This is a genomic window from Pedobacter sp. NEAU-ZC8 (assembly GCF_059278965.1).
This window is the reverse complement of sequence record NZ_JCAJXC010000015.1, coordinates 98,226-120,581: the sequence shown is the minus strand read 5'-3', so window position 1 is coordinate 120,581 and position 22,356 is coordinate 98,226. Positions and strand designations below refer to the sequence as shown.

At 43.7% G+C, this 22,356-nt stretch carries 24 protein-coding genes; 18 read left to right on the top strand and 6 right to left on the bottom strand.

What is annotated here, in order from left to right:
- The 13 genes from AC5WJX_RS13240 to AC5WJX_RS13180 all read left to right on the top strand — a co-directional run.
- Positions 1–513, top strand: a 513-nt coding sequence (locus AC5WJX_RS13240) for a group II intron maturase-specific domain-containing protein (RefSeq protein WP_494483672.1), incomplete at its 5' end; no start/stop codon positions are given.
- 149 nt (positions 514–662) lie between these two features.
- The gene (locus tag AC5WJX_RS13235) at positions 663–1,247 is read left to right on the top strand and encodes an LOG family protein (protein ID WP_494484892.1); all 585 of its coding nucleotides are present in this window, start codon (positions 663–665) and stop codon (positions 1,245–1,247) included.
- Positions 1,248–1,330: 83 nt separating this feature from the next.
- Positions 1,331–2,101: a hypothetical protein gene (locus AC5WJX_RS13230; RefSeq protein WP_494484891.1), complete on the top strand. Its 771-nt coding sequence runs from the start codon at positions 1,331–1,333 to the stop codon at positions 2,099–2,101.
- A gap of 30 nt (positions 2,102–2,131) precedes the next feature.
- A complete protein-coding gene (gene msrA, locus AC5WJX_RS13225; protein ID WP_494484890.1) occupies positions 2,132–3,079 on the top strand; it encodes a peptide-methionine (S)-S-oxide reductase MsrA in 948 nt (315 codons plus the stop codon).
- A 60-nt stretch (positions 3,080–3,139) separates the two neighbouring features.
- Positions 3,140–3,463, top strand: coding sequence for a hypothetical protein (locus tag AC5WJX_RS13220; protein WP_494484889.1), 324 nt, complete (start codon positions 3,140–3,142; stop codon positions 3,461–3,463).
- Between the two features lies 1 nt (position 3,464).
- Positions 3,465–3,800 carry a hypothetical protein gene (locus AC5WJX_RS13215; protein ID WP_494484888.1) on the top strand — a complete coding sequence of 112 codons (336 nt, stop codon included), beginning with the start codon at positions 3,465–3,467 and terminating at the stop codon, positions 3,798–3,800.
- 1 nt (position 3,801) lies between these two features.
- Positions 3,802–4,935 (top strand): glutathionylspermidine synthase family protein, encoded by a 1,134-nt coding sequence (locus AC5WJX_RS13210; protein WP_494484887.1) that lies wholly within the window; start codon positions 3,802–3,804, stop codon positions 4,933–4,935.
- 12 nt (positions 4,936–4,947) lie between these two features.
- Positions 4,948–6,597, top strand: a complete 1,650-nt coding sequence (locus AC5WJX_RS13205; RefSeq protein ID WP_440430517.1) for a beta-N-acetylhexosaminidase — start codon at positions 4,948–4,950, stop codon at positions 6,595–6,597.
- A gap of 1 nt (position 6,598) precedes the next feature.
- Positions 6,599–7,597: an L-glyceraldehyde 3-phosphate reductase gene (mgrA, locus tag AC5WJX_RS13200; RefSeq protein WP_494484886.1), complete on the top strand. Its 999-nt coding sequence runs from the start codon at positions 6,599–6,601 to the stop codon at positions 7,595–7,597.
- 78 nt (positions 7,598–7,675) lie between these two features.
- On the top strand, positions 7,676–9,304 hold the full coding sequence (locus tag AC5WJX_RS13195; RefSeq protein WP_494484885.1) for an acyl-CoA carboxylase subunit beta: 1,629 nt from the start codon (positions 7,676–7,678) through the stop codon (positions 9,302–9,304).
- A 19-nt stretch (positions 9,305–9,323) separates the two neighbouring features.
- Positions 9,324–9,953 carry a toxin-antitoxin system YwqK family antitoxin gene (locus AC5WJX_RS13190; protein ID WP_494484884.1) on the top strand — a complete coding sequence of 210 codons (630 nt, stop codon included), beginning with the start codon at positions 9,324–9,326 and terminating at the stop codon, positions 9,951–9,953.
- A gap of 91 nt (positions 9,954–10,044) precedes the next feature.
- The gene (trxB, locus tag AC5WJX_RS13185) at positions 10,045–11,007 is read left to right on the top strand and encodes a thioredoxin-disulfide reductase (RefSeq protein ID WP_440430521.1); all 963 of its coding nucleotides are present in this window, start codon (positions 10,045–10,047) and stop codon (positions 11,005–11,007) included.
- Between the two features lie 49 nt (positions 11,008–11,056).
- Complete coding sequence (locus AC5WJX_RS13180; RefSeq protein ID WP_494484883.1) at positions 11,057–11,686, top strand: hypothetical protein; 630 nt, start codon at positions 11,057–11,059, stop codon at positions 11,684–11,686.
- On the opposite strand, the gene AC5WJX_RS13175 is transcribed toward AC5WJX_RS13180, so the two are convergent.
- Together AC5WJX_RS13175 and AC5WJX_RS13170 are read right to left on the bottom strand one after the other, a co-directional pair.
- Positions 11,683–12,276: a hypothetical protein gene (locus AC5WJX_RS13175; RefSeq protein ID WP_494484882.1), complete on the bottom strand. Its 594-nt coding sequence runs from the start codon at positions 12,274–12,276 to the stop codon at positions 11,683–11,685. The genes AC5WJX_RS13180 and AC5WJX_RS13175 overlap by 4 nt on opposite strands.
- The gene (locus tag AC5WJX_RS13170) at positions 12,263–12,760 is read right to left on the bottom strand and encodes an RNA polymerase sigma factor (protein ID WP_494484881.1); all 498 of its coding nucleotides are present in this window, start codon (positions 12,758–12,760) and stop codon (positions 12,263–12,265) included. Before AC5WJX_RS13170 ends, AC5WJX_RS13175 begins: the two co-directional genes overlap by 14 nt.
- 142 nt (positions 12,761–12,902) lie before the next feature.
- Between AC5WJX_RS13170 and AC5WJX_RS13165 the strand changes: the two genes are divergently transcribed.
- The 4 genes from AC5WJX_RS13165 to rpmA all read left to right on the top strand — a co-directional run bounded on the left by AC5WJX_RS13165 (position 12,903) and on the right by rpmA (position 15,564).
- Complete coding sequence (locus AC5WJX_RS13165) at positions 12,903–14,288, top strand: dicarboxylate/amino acid:cation symporter (protein WP_494484880.1); 1,386 nt, start codon at positions 12,903–12,905, stop codon at positions 14,286–14,288.
- Positions 14,289–14,306: 18 nt separating this feature from the next.
- Positions 14,307–14,819 carry a hypothetical protein gene (locus AC5WJX_RS13160; RefSeq protein WP_440430526.1) on the top strand — a complete coding sequence of 171 codons (513 nt, stop codon included), beginning with the start codon at positions 14,307–14,309 and terminating at the stop codon, positions 14,817–14,819.
- A 79-nt stretch (positions 14,820–14,898) separates the two neighbouring features.
- Entirely contained in the window at positions 14,899–15,210 is a 312-nt protein-coding gene (rplU, locus tag AC5WJX_RS13155) for a 50S ribosomal protein L21 (RefSeq protein ID WP_440430527.1), read from the top strand.
- A gap of 54 nt (positions 15,211–15,264) precedes the next feature.
- The gene (gene rpmA, locus AC5WJX_RS13150; protein ID WP_440430528.1) at positions 15,265–15,564 is read left to right on the top strand and encodes a 50S ribosomal protein L27; all 300 of its coding nucleotides are present in this window, start codon (positions 15,265–15,267) and stop codon (positions 15,562–15,564) included.
- A 64-nt stretch (positions 15,565–15,628) separates the two neighbouring features.
- Here rpmA and AC5WJX_RS13145 read toward each other — a convergent pair whose 3' ends face one another.
- The 3 genes from AC5WJX_RS13145 to AC5WJX_RS13135 are packed head-to-tail and all read right to left on the bottom strand — an operon-like array spanning position 15,629 to position 20,522.
- Positions 15,629–16,594 (bottom strand): polyprenyl synthetase family protein, encoded by a 966-nt coding sequence (locus tag AC5WJX_RS13145; protein WP_494484893.1) that lies wholly within the window; start codon positions 16,592–16,594, stop codon positions 15,629–15,631.
- A 31-nt stretch (positions 16,595–16,625) separates the two neighbouring features.
- Entirely contained in the window at positions 16,626–18,758 is a 2,133-nt protein-coding gene (rnr, locus tag AC5WJX_RS13140) for a ribonuclease R (protein WP_440430529.1), read from the bottom strand.
- Between the two features lie 57 nt (positions 18,759–18,815).
- Positions 18,816–20,522: an ABC transporter ATP-binding protein gene (locus tag AC5WJX_RS13135; protein ID WP_494484879.1), complete on the bottom strand. Its 1,707-nt coding sequence runs from the start codon at positions 20,520–20,522 to the stop codon at positions 18,816–18,818.
- Positions 20,523–20,584: 62 nt separating this feature from the next.
- On the opposite strand from AC5WJX_RS13135, the gene AC5WJX_RS13130 reads away from it, so the two are divergent.
- Entirely contained in the window at positions 20,585–21,895 is a 1,311-nt protein-coding gene (locus tag AC5WJX_RS13130; RefSeq protein WP_494484878.1) for a nicotinamide mononucleotide adenylyltransferase, read from the top strand.
- A gap of 14 nt (positions 21,896–21,909) precedes the next feature.
- Here AC5WJX_RS13130 and AC5WJX_RS13125 read toward each other — a convergent pair whose 3' ends face one another.
- The gene (locus AC5WJX_RS13125) at positions 21,910–22,353 is read right to left on the bottom strand and encodes a GNAT family N-acetyltransferase (RefSeq protein WP_494484877.1); all 444 of its coding nucleotides are present in this window, start codon (positions 22,351–22,353) and stop codon (positions 21,910–21,912) included.
- Between the last annotated feature and the right edge of the window lie 3 nt (positions 22,354–22,356).

Here is a 22,356-nt window from a genome sequence, read left to right as displayed (position 1 = left end):
AAAGTAAACGTGGAAAAGAGCGTGGTTACCCGTCCATGGCAAACCAGACTACTGGGCTTTACCTTTTATCACAAGAAAGGTAGCAAAGGCATTACGGTACACCGTAAAAGCATTAGCACTTACAAGGATAAAATCAGGGAGATTACCTGCCGCAGAAAACCTTACCCGATCGAGGATCGGATGATGCAAATCAGGCAGCTGAACCAGGGTTGGGGGAACTACTTCAAGCTGAGCGAAGCTCATACTGTATTCAGAGAACTTGATGAGTGGGTCCGCAGTCGAGTCAGGCTATGTTATTGGATACAATGGAAGCAGGTAAAGACCCGCGTTAAGCAACTCGAGAAACTTGGGGTTCACCCTGATCAGGCTTATCAATGGGGAAATACCCGAAAAGGCCATTGGCGAACCGTACACAGCCCGATACTGACCCGGACTCTTAACAATGCATTTCTAAAGAAACAGGGGCTACTATGTCTAAAAGAAATAGTAACCCCTAAAGCTGTTTATGTTTAATGAACCGCCGTATGCCGAACGGCACGTACGGTGGTGTGAGGGGACAGGTAATCAAATAATGATTACCTTCCTACTCGATACCGGGTAAACTGCTTGTTGACTTAAACGGATTAACAACATTTATATATCTTCAAATAAAAATAATATCAATGAAATCAATATGTGTTTATTGCGGCGCCAACTTCAATGGGGATCCGGTGTTAAAGGCTGCTATTGAAAAACTTACAGCGCGTATGTCTGAAAGAGGCATCTCACTCGTTTACGGCGGCGGCAGTGTAGGTGTGATGGGCTTGCTTGCTGATGAAATGCTAAGTAGGGGTGGTGCAGTTACAGGCATTATCCCGCAGTTTTTGATGGACAAAGAAGTCGGTCATAACGGGTTAACTGAAATGATTGTCACATCTAATATGCACGAACGCAAGAAGAAAATGGCGGACCTGTCTGAAGCCTTTTTAATTCTACCTGGTGGGTTTGGTACGCTCGAGGAGTTCTTCGAAGTTTTAACTTGGTTACAGCTGGGTCTGCACAACAAAGCCATAGGTGTGTTGAATATTGGGGGCTACTATGATAACTTATTTGCCCAGATGGACGTTATGGTAGAACAACGCTATTTGAAGCAAGCTAATCGCGACCTTGTGTTTAATGAGCAAGATCCGGAGTTGCTGCTGGAGAAAATGATGAACTTTTCGGCAACACCGGATGAGGTCTGGTTTAAAGATCGTAATCTCACCTAAACATCCAATTAAGGCTGCTTAAAAACTTACTTCCTTGAAAATTGTATTTAATCTATAGCATAACTTTAATAATAGATAGTTACATGGAAAAGATGATTCAAGCCATATTCAACTCAGAAGTTGAGGCATTCAAAGGTTTACAAGCGATTCAGCAGTTGGGGGACACAAAAGATATTTCTGTTGGGGAGACCTACGTACTTACTAAAGATGAACAAGGCAAGACGTCGATCCGGTCTGCTAAAGACAATGATTCTGGTGCAGGAACCTTAGGTGGTGGTGTACTTGGTGGATTAATCGGCCTGCTCGCTGGTCCACTTGGATTATTGGTTGGCGTGGCTGGCGGTATGATTGCAGGCTCGGCTTCAGAAACGCTGCGGGCGGAAAGTGTATCTGATTATCTGGATGCCGTGTCTGCGAACATTCCAATAGGTAAGTCTGTGTTAGTTGCGCATATCTGGGAGGATTGGGAAGTTCCACTAAACACCGCATTGCTTGCCCTGACAAATGACTTAAGCCGGTTTAACCTCGATGAGCAGGTCTATGTTCCGGTGCAATCTGAACTGACAAAAGTTTCCGAGGATATCAAAACGGCCGAAACCAGGTTTTTGGAAGCCGATGGCGCGGACAAGGCAGACTGGAATAAAACGTTACAGGAATTACGTACAAAGCGCCAAAACCTGCAAAAGAAGTTGAATATTAATGTGGATCATCAGGAGAAGCAATACCAGGCCTGGATTGACCATCATACGGAGGAGTTGGAGCAGGATGAAGAGTTGAAAGAGCGATTACGGCACCGGGCAGCAGCTCAACGTGCTAGGCTTGAACTCCTGAGGAAAAACAAGTCGGAATACTAAGGAACGAGCATGTTAAAATATATTGACGTTGTGAAATTTGTTAATCACGGCAATCCGGCACCCGACCAGACACTAGATAAAACAGAGGCAGAATGGAAGGCGCAACTTAGCCCTGAGGTGTACCAGGTGACGCGTCTGAAAGGTACAGAACGGGCCTACAGCTCAGAAATGTGTAGCTTGTTTGAGCCAGGCCTTTATGCCTGTGCATGCTGCGGAACACTGCTGTTTGACGGACGAGAGAAGTTCGAGTCTGGCACCGGGTGGCCTTCATTTACACAGCCGATAAAAGAAAATGCTGTTGCCTATCTGCGTGATGATTCTTACGGCATGCGTAGGATTGAAGCTCTATGCAACACTTGTAAGGCCCACCTGGGCCATGTGTTTCCGGATGGGCCGGCACCCAGCGGCTTGCGATATTGCATGAATGCTTTGTCGCTAGAAAAAATTAAGACGACGTTCGAAAAAGCTGTTTTTGGTGGGGGTTGTTTCTGGTGTACCGAAGCAATTTTTGATGAATTGAAAGGTGTAGCGGTTGTGGAGAGTGGCTACAGCGGCGGTGCTATCGCAAACCCAACGTACCGCGAGGTTTGTTCTGGAAGAACGGGACATGCAGAGGTTGTCCAGGTGACCTTCGATCCTGCGGAGATTTCTTACGAGGATTTACTGCGTATTCACTTGAGCACTCATAATCCAACGACACCAAACCGGCAAGGTGCAGATGTTGGTACGCAATATCGAAGTATCATCCTGGTAAGTAACGATCAACAGCGGGCAAGTGCTGAAAAGATCCTAACAGAGTTACAAGCGTTTTATAAGCAGCCGATCGTCACAGAAATTAAACCACTGGAAGCCTTTTATATTGCTGAGCCGGAGCATCAGAAATTTTACATTAACAATCCAGAGCAAGGTTATTGTCAGGCCGTCATTGATCCTAAACTCGAGAAGTTCAGGAAATTATTCACTTCCTTGATGAAATAGCCGTTGTTATTGGTTATTTGGCTGATAAAATCATTATTTTAGGCCAAACAATCAATATAAATGAAGAACGGTTATTGGTTCGCGTTGCTGTTTTGCCTGGTGTCTGCCGGCTGTCAGGAACGGAACGAAGAAGATAAAGTCAAAGAAGTTGAAAAGGATGGTTCTGTGGAGATGAAGGTTGAAATTACGCATCTTGACACGCTGCATGACGTAATGAAAACGGAGAAGATTTTCTGGGTGAAAGGACAGCAGGAAAAAACCGTTATCGACCTGGATACGGTGCCCTCATTAGGTATGACCACACAGACTGTTAAAACTACTTCTGGGTCGGATACCACGGCGCAGATCAAGAAAAACTATAAAATATTTATCACGGTGAAGTAGCATGAAGAGATCGAAATATGTGACACTTGTTTTAATTACTTCTGCCTTAGCTGCATGTAATAAGTCGGAACCAGAACCAAGCTGGGATAGCAATGAAGTATACTTGCGTTCTGACAGCACCGCCGAGTATACGCACACGCAGGGATCATACTTGCCATTGTTCTTGTGGTACTATGCATTCAGGCCTTATGGGATGTTCGGCGCAAACGGTTTCAGGCATTCAGGTTATTACTCCGGGGCATTAAGTAAAAGTTCAAATATTGGAACCTCGGCAAGTAAAAGCCGGGCAATAAGGGGAGGTTTTGGCGGCTCAAGTTCATCTAAGGTAGGCGCATAAAATGAAGCGAATTGGAGTTACGCCGCGGAATAACTGGCAGGCAGCTGTAGAAAAACTTGGTTTTGGATTTCATACTGACGATGTACCATATTGGAAGGAGGATGCTTATTATCAGCTTTCCAGCCAGGATGTGACCAAAATAGAACAGGCTACCGCTGAGCTCTGGCGAATGTGCCTGATTGCGGTTCAGCATGTTATCGACCATAAATTGTATCCGCTATTCTCCATTCCCCAGAAAGCGATTGGCCTGATTGAACAAAGCTGGGAAGCTGATGAGCCATCCATATATGGACGCTTTGACTTGGGCTATGACGGCGAGCAGATCAAATTATTTGAATTTAATGCCGATACGCCCACCTCGCTTTTTGAGGCGGCGATTGTGCAATGGTTCTGGCTACAAGATTTTAACCGGGAAGGTGATCAATTTAATATGCTGCATGAGCAGCTGATCGCATACTGGAAGCACTTGAAGCTGTATCTATATGACGGACCGCTACACTTTGCCTGTATCAAAGGCTCCCTGGAAGATCTTACAACCGTAGAATACATGCGTGACTGTGCCATTCAGGCTGGTTTAGAGACTAAACTCATTTTTATGGATGATCTGGGGTGGGATGAACAAACAGCGACTTTCGTGGACATGGAAGATCAGCCTGTCAGGAACATTTTTAAACTCTATCCATGGGAGTGGATGGTAGAAGAGCCCTTCTTCGATCAGCTATTAGTGAAAAAGGACATGCACTGGATTGAACCAGCCTGGAAAATGATCCTCTCCAACAAAGCGATCCTGCCGGTGCTTTGGGAGTTATTCCCAGACTCGCCTTATCTGCTTGAAGCCTATACCGAAGCTGAAAATACATTAAGCAGTTATGTGCGTAAACCAATACTAAGCCGGGAAGGTGCAAATATTCAAATTATCAAAAATGGGTATATTGAAGCACAAACGAAAGGAGAATACGGTGCCGAAGGATTTATTTGTCAGGCATTCTTTGAAATACCTAAATTTACTGGTAAGACGCCGATCATTGGCTCTTGGGTAATCGGGCAGGAGGCTTCAGGCATTGGCATACGGGAGAGTAGTTCGGTGATCACTGAAAATACCTCCAACTTTATACCGCATTTAATCAAAAACTAAACCAGATATAAAATGAAAAAAGCAATCAGTGTTCTCCTTTTAGCAGGATGCTTCATCGTGGGGAAGGCCCAGGTGAACATTATTCCTAAACCTGCAGAACTTACCACTCAGCAAGGAACATTTTTAATTAATGCCAAAACGAAAATAGTTGCCAAAGATGCTGCGGTTCAACATTCAGCGAATTTTCTTAATGAATTTCTACAGGATATCTACGGATTCAAACTTGCGATCAGTAAGGTAGCAAGTCCAAATGCCATTGACCTTAGTGTTGGCGGTAATAGCAGTTCGACCGCCGGAGCCTATCAGTTTCAATCGACCAAAAATGGCGTAAAGATTAATGGAGCAAACCCCGAAGGTGTCTTTTATGGCGTTCAGACATTGATCCAACTTCTGCCAACGGAAAAAGCTGCGTCCCTCTCCATTCCTTTGGTGCAAGTTAAAGATGAACCGAGATTTGGATACCGCGGTATGCACCTGGATGTAGGAAGACATTTCTTCCCGGTTTCGTACATCAAAAAATACATCGATTACATCGCGCTACATAAAATGAATTACTTCCACTGGCATTTGACTGAGGATCAGGGCTGGAGGATTGAAATTAAGAAATATCCAAAACTGACCAGTGTTGGTGCTTACAGGAATGGAACCATCATTGGACGTTTCCCTGGAACTGGCAATGATAACCAGAAATATGGCGGATTTTACACCCAGGAAGAAATTAAAGAAGTTGTACGTTACGCTGCTACAAGATATGTGACAATTATTCCTGAGATCGAGATGCCGGGACATGCTTCTGCAGCAATTGCTGCCTATCCTGAACTGAGTACTTTCCCGGAAGAGTCAACAACCTTCCCACCGAAAACTGTTTGGGCAGGTCCAACCACAGGTAAGCAGGTTCAACAGACCTGGGGTGTATTTACAGATGTTTTTAGCCCGTCAGAAAAAACTTTCAAGTTTCTTGAAGATGTTATTGATGAGGTGGTAGCCCTGTTCCCTGCACCGTACATCCATATTGGAGGTGATGAAAGTCCTAAAGACAATTGGAAGCGTTCAGAATTTTGTCAGCAGCTGATTAAAGAGAAAGGGCTTAAAGATGAGCATGAGTTACAGAGCTATTTCATTCAGCGCATGGAAAAATACATTAACTCTAAAGGGAAAAAGATCATCGGCTGGGATGAAATTCTGGAAGGTGGCTTAGCACCAAATGCGACAGTAATGAGCTGGAGGGGAGAGAAGGGTGGCATTGAAGCGGCAAAGCAAAAGCATAATGTTATCATGACCCCAACAACTTATGTCTACTTTGATTATGCACAAACTAAAAAAGAAGACTCCGTAACGATCGGTGGATTTATTCCATTGCGGAAGGTGTATGACTACGAGCCTATTCCAGCGGAATTAAATGCCGATGAGCACAAATATGTTTTAGGTGCACAGGCGAACTTATGGACCGAGTACGTTAAGAATGGCCGGAAAGTAGAGTATATGGTTTTCCCAAGAATGACGGCATTAAGTGAAGTGCTTTGGAGTAGGAAAGAAGATAAGAACTGGGAGGATTTTCAACCAAGGTTAAAAACGCAGCTTAAGCGCTTTGACCTGTGGAACATAAATTACAGTAAAGCAGACTGGAATACTGAGGCGGAGGCAGCAAAGACTACAAACTGATATGATTTATACAGCATCACCTGAACGATACGATCAGATGGAATACCGCAGATGCGGGAGAAGTGGCATTAAGTTACCATTGATATCATTAGGCCTGTGGCACAACTTCGGAGACGTTGATGTACCTGAGAACTTCAGAGAAATTCTTCATCTGGCTTTTGACAGCGGAATTACGCATTTTGATCTTGCAAATAATTATGGTCCACCTTATGGATCGGCCGAAAGCAATTTTGGGAAGATACTTAAACAGGATTTTCTGCCCTACAGGGATGAGCTTATCATTTCCACAAAGGCCGGCTACGACATGTGGCCGGGCCCTTATGGGAACTTCGGTTCAAAAAAATACCTGACTGCCAGCCTGGATCAGAGTTTAAAACGAATGGGCTTGGAGTACGTCGATATCTTTTATCATCACCGTCCAGACCCGGAAACGCCGCTGGAGGAAACAATGGCTGCGTTAGACCTTATCGTGCGACAAGGGAAGGCGCTATACGCAGGGATTTCGAACTATCCTGCTGATCTCGCTGCCAAGGCCTTTGATATTTTGAAAGACCTTGGTACACCATGTTTAATCCACCAGCCAAAATACTCCATGTTAGATCGCTGGGTGGAAGACGGGCTTCTGGAGTTACTGGAAGAACGTGGCGTGGGTTGCATCCCATTTTCACCACTGGCGCAAGGCTTGCTAACAAACAAGTATTTAAATGATATTCCTGAAGATTCGCGGGCGGCAAAGTCTACCGGACATTTGCAAACCACGGAGATTACGGAAGCGAAGGTTCAGCAGTTAAGGGCATTAAACGAAATCGCAGCTTCCAGGGGTCAATCGCTTGCACAAATGGCCTTATCATGGTTGTTGAAAGATCCGCGGGTCACGTCGGTGTTGGTTGGCGCAAGTAAACCTGCACAACTTGCAGATTCACTGAAGTGTATGGATAGGCTCGACTTTGGGGGTGAGGAACTTGCCCGGATTCAAAGCATTCTAAAATCTGCAATTTAGGATTAGCAATAATGATTCCCCTATACCGAAGCCCGGATCAGACTATAGTTTGATTGATTTAAGACATATCTTGCCCGAATGAACATAGAATTTAATAAGAACGAAGATATCAATAAGCAGCTTGTTTTTCAGGTGAAGAACAGGCTGCAAAAAATATACAAAGGTGGTGGGGAAAAGAGTGCAGCCAAACAGAAGGAAAAAGGGAAACTGCTTGCCCGGGAGCGTATAAACTACCTGATTGACGAAGGCAGCGACTTTTTGGAGATCGGTGCTTTCGCTGCCGAAGGTATGTATGAAGAACAGGGTGGCTGCCCATCCGCCGGTGTTGTTTGTGGAATCGGGTATGTTTCGGGGCGCCAATGTATGATCGTTGCCAATGATGCGACGGTGAAAGCAGGCGCCTGGTTTCCAATGACAGCGAAAAAGAATTTGCGGGCGCAGGAGATTGCGATGGAGAACCGGTTGCCCGTGATCTACCTGGTGGATAGCGCGGGTGTTTACCTGCCCATGCAGGACGAGATATTTCCCGATAAGGAACACTTCGGTCGTATGTTCAGAAATAATGCGATGATGTCTGCCGAAGGTATAGTACAGATTTCCGCAATTATGGGCTCCTGTGTTGCCGGAGGTGCTTACCTGCCGATCATGAGCGATGAAGCGATGATCGTGGAAGGTACAGGCTCGGTCTTCCTGGCGGGGTCCTATCTGGTAAAATCTGCCATAGGCGAGGATATCGATAATGAAACTTTAGGGGGAGCAACAACCCATTGTGAAATTTCGGGTGTGACGGACTATAAACATCCAAATGATGAGGCCTGCCTGGATAGTATCAAAAAGATCATGAGCATGTTAGGTGCTCCTGAACAAGCAGGTTTTGACCGCATCAGCCCTGTATTGCCTAAGCTGGATCCGGAGGAGCTTTATGGTATTCTACCTGACAATCGGGAAAAACCTTATGAGATATTGGATGTTATCCATCGGTTGGTTGATGGCTCCGAATTTGAGGAGTATAAGCAGCTATATGGACAAAGCATTGTATGTGGACTGGGACGTATTGATGGCTGGGCTGTAGGTATTGTCGCAAATCAACGCAAAGTTGTGAAGTCAAAAAAAGGAGAGATGCAGTTTGGAGGGGTGATTTATTCGGACAGCGCAGATAAAGCAGCAAGGTTTATCATGAACTGTAACCAGAAAAAGATACCACTGGTATTCTTACAGGATGTTACTGGCTTTATGGTCGGCAGCCGTTCAGAGCAGGGAGGCATTATCAAAGACGGTGCAAAAATGGTAAATGCTGTCGCGAATTCCGTGGTTCCCAAGTTCACCATCATCATCGGTAATTCTTATGGGGCGGGCAACTATGCCATGTGCGGAAAAGCCTATGATCCGAGGCTGATCTTTGCCTGGCCTACGGCGAAGATTGCAGTTATGGGCGGTTCTCAGGCCGCGAAAACGCTGTTGCAAATTCAGGTTGCTTCTTTAAAAGCAAAAGGAGAAACCATTACCCCGGATAAAGAGGCAGAATTATTAAAAGAGACAACGGACCGTTACAATAGTCAGACAACGCCATATTATGCTGCATCCAGGTTGTGGGTTGATGGTATTATTGATCCTGCTGAAACTAGAAAGGTCATCTCCATGGGTATTGAAGCCGCAAATCAGTCGCCAATTAAAAAATCCTTCAGCGTAGGGGTTATTCAAACTTAGGCGTTTATTTAAGATCATTATGAAAAAGATATTGGTATTCTTGGTTTTGCTGATGAGCGCTGCTGCAAGCATGGCGCAGGTGAAAACCGTGTATTTTAACGAGGAAGATGAGATTGTAAAAGATTCCACGGAAGCAGTTTCTTATGCGTTGGTTGGACGTGTCACCGGGGATACGGTGTATACGGTGAAGAAGTTTGACGCAGATGGTTATATGATGATGACCGGCGCCTACAAAGACGATGAATTTAAAGTTCCGCACGGGAATTTTGTATACTATGATTGGGTCGAAGCAATCTCACCCCTCGGTAACTACGTTGTTCCGCCAGGTGGAAAAGAGCGGTTCATTAATCTGAAAGGTACTTTCAAGAACGGGTTACGGGAAGGCCGCTGGATTGCCTATTATCAAAGTGGAAGCATTAAGGATGTAATAAATTATAAACATAATCTGATGCATGGTGAGTACAGAAACTTCGATTATAAGGGAAACCTGGAAACGCTAGGCAACTTCGTTAATAACAAAAAGGAAGGTACCTGGATCACCAAAGGTGGCCGGGTAACTTATGTATTCAAAAACGACAAGGTTATATCTACTACAAAGAAATCCAAGAAGCAATTAGAAGCGGAGCGTGCTGCTGCAGCCAAGAAATAATATAATCAATTTATCACATTACGGCATCCGGATGCGGCATATTTGTACATGCTGCGGCGAAAACGTAATTTTGCATTTCAAAACAAATACTATGTCTCAAGAAATAGAACACGTTCAATGTTTAATCATCGGATCCGGTCCGGCAGGATATACTGCGGCAATCTACGCTGCCCGTGCGGATCTAAAACCAGTGTTGTATACTGGAATGGAAGCAGGTGGACAATTGACACAGACTACTGAAGTAGATAATTTTCCTGGTTATCCGAATGGAATCACTGGTCCGGAGATGATGGAAGATTTTCGTAAGCAGGCAGAGCGTTTTGGAACTGATATCCGTTTTGGATACGTAAGCTCGGTAGACTTCTCTTCATTGCCACATAAGGTTGTTGTAGATGAGGTTAAGACGATCACTGCTGATACCGTGATTATTTCTACCGGTGCGACTGCCAAATGGCTTGGTCTGCCCAGCGAGCAGCAGTACAATGGATTCGGCGTATCAGCTTGTGCGGTATGTGATGGCTTCTTTTTCAGAGGTCAGGATGTTGCGATTGTCGGAGCAGGGGATACTGCTGCGGAAGAGGCGACCTACCTGGCAAAACTTTGTAAAAAGGTATACATGCTTGTTCGTCGGGATGAGTTCCGCGCGTCGAAAGCCATGGTTCACCGGGTATTGAACACACCAAACATTGAGGTCATTTACAATACAGAAGCTAAGGAAGTTTTAGGGAATGGTAAAAACGTTACCGGACTTCGCGTAGTTAATAATCAGACTGGTCAGGAATCTGACCTTGCCGTTGAGGGATTCTTTGTAGCAATAGGGCATAAGCCAAACACGGATATATTTAAAGGTTGGCTGGAAATGGATGAAACCGGCTATTTGAAAACTGTTCCTGGAACTACAAAAACCAATGTGGAAGGTGTTTTTGCATGTGGTGATGTGCAGGACCACTACTACCGTCAGGCGATCACCGCTGCGGGATCTGGCTGTATGGCTGCTTTAGATGCTGAGCGCTATCTTGCTGCGAAAGAGGATGAAGTAAAGGTTAGTGTTTAAAATATTTATTTTTTGCTTAGATTGCTTCGGTAAAAAGCAATCTAAGTAAATGAAATATACAAAATCAATTCTACTTCAATCCGCATTTTTGCTCGGACTACTTTCATTATTTTCCTGTACCAATGAGCAGGCGGAAGTTAAGCAACCTGCAAGTGAAAGCAAGGCCGCTAAATCCGCACCTAATCCATTTCCATTCTATAAGGAGCTTGCCGTTACCCCTGGCTTCGGCTTTGAGGTTGTAAGCTGGGGAAAAGGCGTAGATAGTCTGGGTGGATACCTGATTCTGATGTCAGATTCAGTTAAGAATAATTTTAAATCTTTTGCTGTAGAGCGGGAGGGCATCATTACAGATGCCTGGAATATGGATCTGGATAATGACGGCAATCCTGAGATTTACGTGGAATTAAAAACAGCGCAGACCAAGCGCGACTTAAACGTTTTTGAATATTCAAGGGGTAATTTTCAGAAGATCAGTTTTCCAGGACTTCCTTCGAAGTTGAAAAAGGCTTATGATGGAAATGACAAGTATTTCATCAAAGAAGGGGAGTTATTTCGGTCCTTTCCCATCGTAAATCCACAGGATACGACAGAAAAGGCCGGCGATATCAAAGTTGTAAGATATAGCTTAAGGGGTAATCAGTTTTCAACTTCGGAAGTTGAAGAAACGGCTCAACCCTAATCTTTAAACTGGGTGCTCAGACGCTCAAACTTTTCGATAAGGAGTGCTATGCGCTCCTTATCTCGTTTCATGGCAACCTTTCGCACGAGTGCCGAACAGAAGATTACCCAGGCAAAGCTGAACAAAACAACCACATACTGAATCCACACCTCTAAACGGGCAAGCATCTCGAAGAAGCACAAGATCAATCCAATGCTTAGTGCAACAGTATATATCCAGTAAAGTTTGTTATAGAGGCTGTACCGGTTGATCTGGTACAGTTTGAGATTTTCCAGAAAGGCTTTCGGGTGAATGGTGAAATCGTTATTGGCGATAAGTTTATGTCCCTGATACATCAGGAAGGTATAAACGCCGATAGAGGTTATGATGATGGTGAGACCGGCATGTGTGGCCCAGGATTGTACATCATAGAAAGTCCAGATGGAGGTGATGGCCAGAAATGAAAATACCATTCCCGCCAGGTTCAAAAGAGATTTTAGCCTGATGCTGTTTACCTCCTTTTTCGACTGTCTGAGCATTTCATCTGATGAAATTTTCACTTCAACCTTATGCGTGTCCCAGAGTGATTGTATATGCTCAAATTCTTGCATGCTGATTATATATTTCGGTGAGACGTTGTTTGATACGATGAATTTTAACTCTAAGATTACCTTCGGAGATGCCGGAGATTTCAGCAATCTCAGCATAGGGTAGTTCATCCAGAACCATGGTGATGATTAGCCTGTCGTTTTCTTCCAATTTAGATATTGACTTGTAAAGCAGTGCGATCTGCTCATTTCTCTCCGAGTACTCCTCGGCTCTTGACTCGATGATGTTGTCCGTGAGCTCATCTTTGGCCTGACGCTTTTCAGATCTGAGATAAGTAAGGCAGGTATTTACAGCAATTCTATAAATCCAGGTAGATATCAGGGATTTATTTTTAAACTTATCCAGATTCTGCCAAACTTTCAGGAACGTTTCCTGCAAAAGATCATTAGCCGCGTCAGCATCTCCGGTATAACCGTAACAAAGATGAAATATCTTTTTCGAATTGGTATCGAAGATCTGTTTGAAAAGCTGGTCTTTTTGTGCCACTTACGCTGATTTGATATGTGTTTAGACACAGTTAGTACAGGAATGTTACAGCCTTATTGAACTTTAAAGGGCCTAAACTATATTTCAAGAGTAACATAATTATTGTAGTTTTACGGAATTTTATACGCTTAATTTAAAGTGGATGTCTAAACAAAACAGATTAACTTTTTTCATTTTCTTAGCATTAGTTCTCGGGGTCGCTTTAGGTTACTACCTCAATGTTAAGTCTTTCAATACTTACAATAACACGATTTATGCAGCCGAATTAAAGATTAAAGAAATTGACGGTGAATTGCTTAAAGTTACCGATAGCAGTTCAGTGGTATATAAGAATCTGCAGCTCGATAAGCAACAAGCCATATCAAACAGCCAGGCTACGGAGAAAACCCGGGAAAAAGCTTTAGAGCCGCTTACTTTACTAAGCGATATTTTCCTTCGGTTAATCAAAATGATTGTTGGTCCCTTAGTGTTCACAACCCTTGTAGTAGGCGTAGCGAAGGTAGGAGATATCAGCGCTGTAGGGCGAATTGGGGGAAAAACCATGCTGTGGTTTATTAGTGCCTCCTTCTTATCCTTGCTGCTAGGTATGATCATGGTAAACATCTTCAAGCCTGGTGAGGCAATGAATTTACCACTGCCACCAAGTAACATTGATACCGGTGTTAAAGGCGTTGCTGTGTCCATGAAAGATTTCATTTCGCATATTGTTCCGAAGAGTTTTGTGGAATCCATGGCGACGAACGAGATTCTTCAAATTGTGGTTTTTTCATTGTTCTTCGGTGTGGCGACTGCCGCGATTGGGGAGAAGGGCCATGTTGTAATCAGTTTCTTTGATTCTGTGTCCCATGTAATTCTTAAAATTACCGGGTATGTAATGAACTTTGCACCTTTCGCAGTATTTGGTGCAATGGCGGCCATTGTGGCGAAGCAGGGACTTGGAGTACTATCCACGTATGCCGTTTTTGTCGGGGAGTTCTACTCGAGTATGTTGCTTCTTTGGGTGTTGCTCATTTTTATTGGATATCTGATCTTAAAGAAGCGGGTATTCAACTTGATGAGTCGGATGAAAGAGCCGGTTCTGTTAGCTTTTAGTACCGCTAGTAGTGAAGCTGCATACCCTAAAACCATGCTCCAACTTGAACGATTTGGCTGCAAAGATAAGATCGTAAGTTTTGTACTTCCATTGGGCTATTCTTTCAATCTTGATGGATCGATGTTGTATATGACCTTCGCCTCGTTGTTTATTGCACAGTCGTATGGAATCGATTTGTCATTTGAACAGCAAATTACCATGTTGCTGATCCTAATGCTTACAAGTAAGGGGATTGCTGGTGTCCCACGTGCATCCCTGGTTGTTATTGCTGGTACCATTGCAACATTTAACATTCCGGAAGCGGGTATCGCGTTATTAATCGGTATAGATCCATTACTAGATATGGGTAGATCGGCTACCAACGTTATCGGAAACAGTTTAGCGACAGCTGTGGTGAGTAAGTGGGAGGGTGAATTGACGGAAGCTAATGACTAAACTAATTATAAAAATTCTATGAGTAACAGAGCCAGGAAGATCTTTATTGTCGTAACAGTAATTATTCCTTTTCTAATTTATTGCGTGGTTTATTACACGCCTATACTTAAAAATGCACCTTTCAAATCCGCTGAATTCGTATCCTTGAAATACAAATGGGGAGTAGGAGAAACGTTGGACAACTCCTATGATTCTGCAACTGGCGAATACCAGTACTTGAATGCGAAAGATTCCCTTGTGAAGACGAACGTAAAACTTCGTAAGGATGACATCATCTATCTGCATAACAAAGCTACGGAGATCGGCTTTTGGAATTTTCCAGATCTAATAGCGAACAATGCAGCTGATACAATTAGTCCGAAGATACTTCGCTACGAGCTCGAGTTTAATTATAAACGCGTGTCCAAGAAGGTGGTATACTTAAGTGATTACAGTGAAACGCCGAAGCTGCGTGATCTTGCTGTACAAATGAAAACGCTTGTAGAGCAAACAATTGCTGCTGCGGATGAACGATATGGAAAGAAAAACTAATCTCTTATGATTTTAGCAAAAATAATTCTATATTTGCACCTCAATAAATAAAACAATTTAAAATAATAATTATTAAACAATGTACGCAATAGTAAATATAGCAGGGCAGCAATTTAAAGTTGCAAAAGACCAGCATCTTTTTGTACACCGTTTGCAGGGAGATGAAGGCGCTAGTATTGAATTTGACAATGTATTGTTGGTTGAAGATGGTGGTAACATTTCTGTAGGAGCTCCTGCACTTAGTGGCGCAACTGTATCAGCTAAAATCGTGTCTCATTTAAAAGGTGATAAGGTTATCGTTTTCAAGAAGAAACGTAGAAAAGGTTACAAAAAGAAAAACGGACACCGTCAGTATTTCACCAAGATCCAGATTGAAAATATCAGTTTGTAATTAATATTTGTTAAATTAAAAGGTTAGGTTTCTAATCTTTAAAATATAAGTAAAATGGCACATAAAAAAGGAGCCGGTAGTTCCAGAAACGGACGTGAATCGCATAGCAAGCGCCTTGGTATTAAAGTATTTGGTGGACAGGTAGCTATCGCTGGAAACGTTTTAGTACGTCAGCGTGGTACAAAACACCACCCAGATAAAGGTGTTGGTATTGGCAAAGACCATACTTTATTCGCTTTAGTAGATGGTACTGTAGTATTCAAAAAGAAACGCGATAACAAATCTTACGTTTCTATTCTACCTTTAGAGGTTGAGAACGAAGTTGCTGCACCAGTAGCTGAGATCGCAGAATAATTATTATTCAAGCATAAAAAAAGGTCATTGTATTTACAATGACCTTTTTTTATGCCCGGGAATTTCAACGTTCCCGGTTCATAAGCTCATTTGCCAGTTGGATAAGCTGTGACTTCTGCGACTCAGGTATATTAATTTGATCCAAGGCGTCGAAGGCCTTCGTCAAGTACCGTTGCATCTCTGCAGTTGCAAGTTCTTTGATCTGATACTGGTTGTATAGATTGGTTACATTCTGAACTTTGGAATCTGTCTCATTTGCAAATTGATCTGCTAGAATTGCTTGATCCTGGTTAGAAAGACGTTGCTGCAAGGACAGGAGCAGGAAGGTTTTTTTATTCGACTTGATATCACCGCCGACCTGTTTGCCAAATTTCTCCGGATCTCCATATACATCCAGAATATCGTCCTGAAGCTGGAAAGCGATGCCAAGATTTTCCCCGAAATCATAGATGCGCTCCGCATGTTCAGGGGTTGCTCTTGCGATGATAGCACCCAGCTTCATTGCTCCACCTACAAGTACAGCTGTCTTAAGCCGGATCATGTCAATGTATTCCGGTATACTGACGTTGTCACGTGTTTCAAATTCCATGTCCAGCTGCTGACCTTCACATACTCCTTGTGCAGTTGCATTAAATGTATTCAGTACATCCTTGAGAATGCTGCTGTCTACCTGGGCAAGTTGCTTGTTCGCTTCCACCATCATGACATCTCCACTAAGAATGGCATTATTGGTTCCCCATTTTTCATGAACTGTCAGTTTGCCTCTTCGTAGCGGGGCATTATCCATAATGTCGTCATGGATCAAGGTAAAGTTGTGGAAGGTCTCGATCGCCAAAGCTGCAGGCATAGCCTGCATGATATCTCCATTGAACATATCCGTAGCGATAAGAACCAGTGCAGGCCGCAACCTTTTACCTCCAAGGTTCATGATGTATGTCAGCGGCTCATAGAGGTTCTTCGGGTGACTCGGGTATTCAATATTTGGGATTGCTTTTTCTATGAGCTGCTGCAGCTCATAAACCGTATGCATTTGTTCTTTCGTATTTGATAGCATCTTAAAATTAATCTTGTACCAGTGCGAAGTCGATCTGACGTTTTGAAAGATCTACTTTTTTAACTTTAACTTTTACTTCGTCACCGAGCTGATATACTTTCTTCTTCCGCTGTCCGATAATGCAGTAGTTCTTCTCGTCCAGTACATAGAAGTCATCAGCGATGTCGCGTAAACGCACCATACCTTCACATTTGTTTTCGTTCAGCTCAACGTACATACCCCATTCGGTAACGCCCGAGATGATGCCCATAAACAACTTACCAACATTCTCTTCCAGGTACTCTACCTGCTTGTATTTAATTGAGGCACGTTCTGCATCAGCAGCACGTTTTTCCATTGCTGAGGAGTGAGAAGCAGCCTCTTCGTACTCATTCTCATTAGCTGACTTCTGTTTGCCTAAGTAGGCAGCCATTAGTCGGTGCACCATTACATCCGGATAACGTCTGATGGGAGAGGTAAAGTGGGTATAATGATCAAAAGCTAATCCATAATGGCTCGTTTTTTTAGTGGTGTAAATTGCCTTGGCCATTGATCGGATTGCAAGTTGTGTAAGCACGTTCTGTTCCTTTTTACCCTCCACGTCTTCCATGAGATAGTTCAGTGATTTCGCAATCTCTTTATCAGACTTCATGTTGATTTTATAACCGAAACGGGCGGCAAAAAGAGCGAAGTTGCCCAAATTCTCCAGGTTTGGAGAGTCGTGGGAGCGGTATACGAAAGTATACTTTTGTTTACCTTTCCCTTTTTTAGCCGCAAACTCCGCCACTTTTCTGTTGGCAAGCAACATGAAGTCTTCTATCAGTTTATGGGCATCTTTACGTTCCTTTACGTACACGCCCACAGGTTTACCTTTCTCATCCAGCTGGAATTTAACTTCTGTGCTTTCAAAGCTGATGGCGCCATTTTTGAACTTTCTGTCGCGTAGCACGTATGCCAGTTCATTAAGTTTCAGCAGTTCTTCTGCATAGTCTCCAGCCTTATTTTCGATAACCTCCTGTGCCTCTTCATAACTGAACCGCCGGTTGGAGTGGATTACCGTTCTGCCAAACCACTCATTGACTACATTAGCTTCATTATCCAATTCGAAAACTGCGGCAAAGCAAAGCTTGTCTTCATTAGGGCGAAGCGAGCATACGCCATTGCTCAGGCGTTCTGGTAACATGGGGATTACTCGATCTACCAAGTACACAGAAGTGGCCCTTGAGTATGCTTCTTTATCCAAGGCAGAGCCAGGCGTTACATAGTGCGAAACGTCGGCTATGTGAACACCTATTTCATAGTTTCCATTATCAAGCTTTTTAAAGGAAATAGCATCATCAAAGTCTTTGGCGTCTGCCGGATCAATGGTGAAAGTGATGGTATCCCGGAAGTCCTTACGTCCCTTAAGATCCTCAGCAGTGATTTCCTCAGGAATAGCGTTAGCTTCTTTTTCCACTTCCTCAGGAAAGCTAAGGGGAAATCCAAACTGTGCTAAAATGGAGTTCATCTCCGTATCATTCTCCCCTTGTTCGCCCAGAATATTCGTGATCTTTCCAATTGGGTTTTTGGCCCCTTCCGGCCAGTCGGTGATAGCGACCTGAACCTTCTGTCCATTCTTCGCCTCATTCAGATCAGTAAGCGGCACAAAGATGTCATGCAGCATCTTACGGTCATCTACCATCACAAATGCAAAGCGTTCGGAAATCTTAATTACGCCGATGAAGTCGGTCTTGTATCTTTCGATGATCTCTACAACCTCGCCTTCGTTCTTCCTTCCGCTCTTTTTTGCATAGATGTAGACCTTAACCTTGTCTCCATGTAATGCGGTGTGCAGTTTCCTAGCAGAGACAAACACATCCTTTTCCAGATCATCATCAGGAATGATGAAAGCAGCGCCGTCAGCCGTCATGTCGACTTTACCGATAATGAACGTTTTCAGTTCTTTAAGTCGGAACTTACCACGTTGCGGCTCTTCAAAAACACCTTTCGTCGTTTGTTCTTCTAATATTTCTAGTATTGTTTCTTTTGATTCGATATCAACTAAGTTGAGTTTAGCAGAAACCTGTTTGTAGTTTAGGGCTTCATTTTTGTTTTTGGTAAAAACATCGCTAATCAGTTGAGTTAAAACTTGTTTTAACTGATGTGATTTCTTTTTTGCCATAGTACGTTTGTGTATCACCCGAAGGTAACACTTTGTTATGATTTACATGCCCAAACGCTACAATTTTGACTTAGAGCCGGGTATTGCGGCAATCAGATTGCGGGTGTATAGCGCTTTGGGATTATTATATATTTCCTCAGGAAAGCCCGCCTCTTCAATCCTTCCTTTATTCATAACAATCATTCTATCGGAAATGTGTTTAACGACGGCAAGATCGTGTGAGATAAATATGTAACTCAGGCCGAAGTCTGATTGCAGCTCTTTTAGCAGGTTCAATACTTGCGCCTGTACGGAAACATCCAGGGCAGAGACGGACTCATCACAGATGATGAACTTCGGTTGTAATGCTAGCGCGCGTGCGATCACGATACGCTGGCGCTGTCCGCCGGAAAACTCATGCGGAAAGCGGTTGAAGTGCTCGGGCTTAAGATCTACCCGTTCCAACAGTTCAAGTACAACTTTCTTTCTTGCAGCGTAGCTTTTATGTAGCTGATGTACTTCAAGCGGCTCCAGAATAGCTTGGCCAACCGTTACTTTGGGATTCAAAGCAGAATATGGATCTTGAAAGATAATCTGAATATCGCGCCTGGCTTTTCTCATCTCCGCCTTGTTTAAGGCACGAAGATCCCGCCGCTCGAAAAGCAGCTGCCCTGAGGTTGGCTCAATTAAGCGTAGAATACTTCTCCCAAGGGTCGTTTTACCGCATCCGGACTCACCAACAAGCCCGAGGGTTTCACCTGGATAAACTTCCAGAGAGATGTCGTTTACCGCCTTCACATAGTCCTTAGCTTTCCCGAACATGCCCTGCTTAATTGGAAACCAGGTATTCAGGTTCTTCACTTCAAGAATTGGTTGCTGACTATATAGGTGCGTTCTTCGTGCTTTTATTTCCAATGCCGAATATTGCTCTAAATGCACACTATGCCTGGCAGCATCAGGTTGAAGGAAGTCTGCTACGATCGGAAGCTTTTTCAAGAGCCTGCCCGGATCTGGTCTGCAGGCAAGTAGTCCACGGGTGTAAGGATGTTGGGGAGCAGAGAATATTGCTGTTGCAGGACCTTGTTCTACGATGTCACCTTTGTACATCACTGCAACATCATCTGCAATATCCCGAATCACCGCCAGGTCATGGGAAATGAAAATCATCGCCATATGCCTTTCCTCTTTAATGCGTAGTAGCAGTTCAAGGATCATCTTCTGTACCGTTACATCCAGTGCGGTGGTTGGTTCATCGGCAATTAAAAGATCTGGATTGCAACTTAATGCCATAGCAATCATCACCCGCTGCTTCTGGCCGCCAGACAGCTGGTGCGGATAGCTGTTGTAAATCCCCTCCGGCCTTGGAAGCTGCACTTCAGAGAACAAGTCCAGTGTTTGCGCTTTTGCCGCTTCCCTGGTGCTGCGCTGGTGTAGCAGAATTGCCTCCTGCACCTGCTCCCCGCAAGTAAATACAGGATTAAGGGAGGTCATCGGTTCCTGAAAGATCATGGATATTTTGTTGCCGCGATAGGCCCGCATTTGATCAGTAGAGAGATCAAGCAAATTCACGTTGTCAAACTCAACTTTTCCACTGATTTGTGCTGTAGATTCGTCGAGCAGGCGCATGATGGAAAAGGAGGTTACTGACTTTCCGGAGCCGGATTCGCCCACGATCCCGAGCACTTTTCCTTTGTTGATTTTTAAGTTGACGTTTTTAACAGCTTTGATCAGGGACTTATCTTCCTGATTCAGAAACTGTATGTTTAAATTCTCTACGTTTACCATCAGCAACCCAAGATAGAAAATATAATGGTTACAAATTCGTGAGTTTCTGTTAATTTTGCAGCATGGAGAGAGAGATTCTGGATACTAAACGTAAAGCCTTAAAGATTAATTTAAACCCTAATATTTATGGAACCTTTGCGGAAATTGGAGCGGGGCAGGAAGTTGCCAGAAACTTTTTTACTGCAGGTGCTGCCTCCGGTACGGTGGCAAAAACCATGTCGGCTTATGACATGACCTTCAGCGACGCGATTTATGGCGCCGAGGAAACCGGACGCTACGTTAGTCAGTCCAGGTTGAGAAAAATGCTGAAATATGAGTTCGGCTTGCTACAGCAGCGGCTGCTTGGTGCCAAGTACGATTCCAGAACCTTCTTCGCTTTCGCGAATACGGTAACCACGCTGAACTATAATAAGTCTAACGACCCGCATGGCTGGGTAGGCATTCAGTTCCAATCACAACCCGGGGGCGAGCCCAACGAGATATTCTTCCATGTTCGTTTGCTCGATACAGACGCTGCACTGCAACAAAATGTGCTTGGCATTATTGGTGTAAATCTGGTTTATGCCGCTTATTTCTATAATCAGGATCCCAAAACGATGATCGAGTCTTTGGCAGATAACCTGACCATAGGCTCTGTGGAGATCGACTTAATTTCCGTGAAGGGACCGGCATTTAAAGGAATCAATAACATCCTGCTGAACCTGTACCTTATCGTTAAAGACTTTTCGAGTGCTGCGATCTTCGATGCCTCGGGAAATCCAGTGCTACCAAAGGACTTGCTATATAAGAAGGATATCATGATCCTGCGCACTAAATACGCGCAAAAATCACTGCCCAACTTTAGCATGCTCAACAAAGCTGTCGACCAGTTTAAACGAACCGAGAACGTGAAAGAAGAAAATCTAAGCGTTTTGATCGAGGTGTTATTGTCTAACGTTTTAACTCCAGAAGCAGCAAGCCCTGAAATTGATTTGCACGCTATCGCTGCAAGGGCTGAAGAAATGTGTAAAACAGGCAATACGGTTATCGTTTCTAACTTTGCAAGACATAATAAACTGGCAAAGTATTTAGACCGCTGTAAGCCAAAGAGCGTGGGTATCTCAACCAACATTAACAACTTAAAATTTGTATTCAACTCCAGTAATTTCGGTGAAAACTATACCAGTATGTTACTGAGTTATGTTAGCGACATGTTCAGTAAGAACGTTAAGCTTTTTGCTTACCCCTTCCTGGACAAGAAAACCAATACGGTAATTACCTCAGCGAATATGCCGGTAACACCAGACGCTAAACCTTTATTCGACTTTCTGATTTTGAATGGTTACATCACCGATATCAAGGAGTATAGTGAGGAAGATGTGCGTACGGTTTAAAGCTCCCACAACATTTAGTTGCCTTTCGCATAAGGGTCTTTAATCACCACCGCCATGAAGTTTGCGGGATTTTCGATGGGCTTAAATCCAAACTTTTCATAAAGACTATGGGCATCCCGGGTAGAAAGCATATAGCGCCTTAGCCCCTGCAGATCGTTATGAAACAACATCAGCGACATGAGCTTTTTCATCAAACCCTGACCTTGAAATTCAGGTAAAACATATACGTCAGCGAGATAGGCAAAAGTAGCCTTGTCCGTTATCCACCGTGCAAAGCCTATTTGCACGGTGTTTTTGTATATTCCGAAGCAGAGCGAATTATCAATTGAACGTTGTACCGTTTCAAATGGGATTCCAGCTGCCCAATACGAACCATTACGGAGAAAATCGTAGATGGCAGCAACATCCAGCTTATTTACATCGTCGGAAAAGATAAAGCCGTTCTCTGAGATCTCCATGTT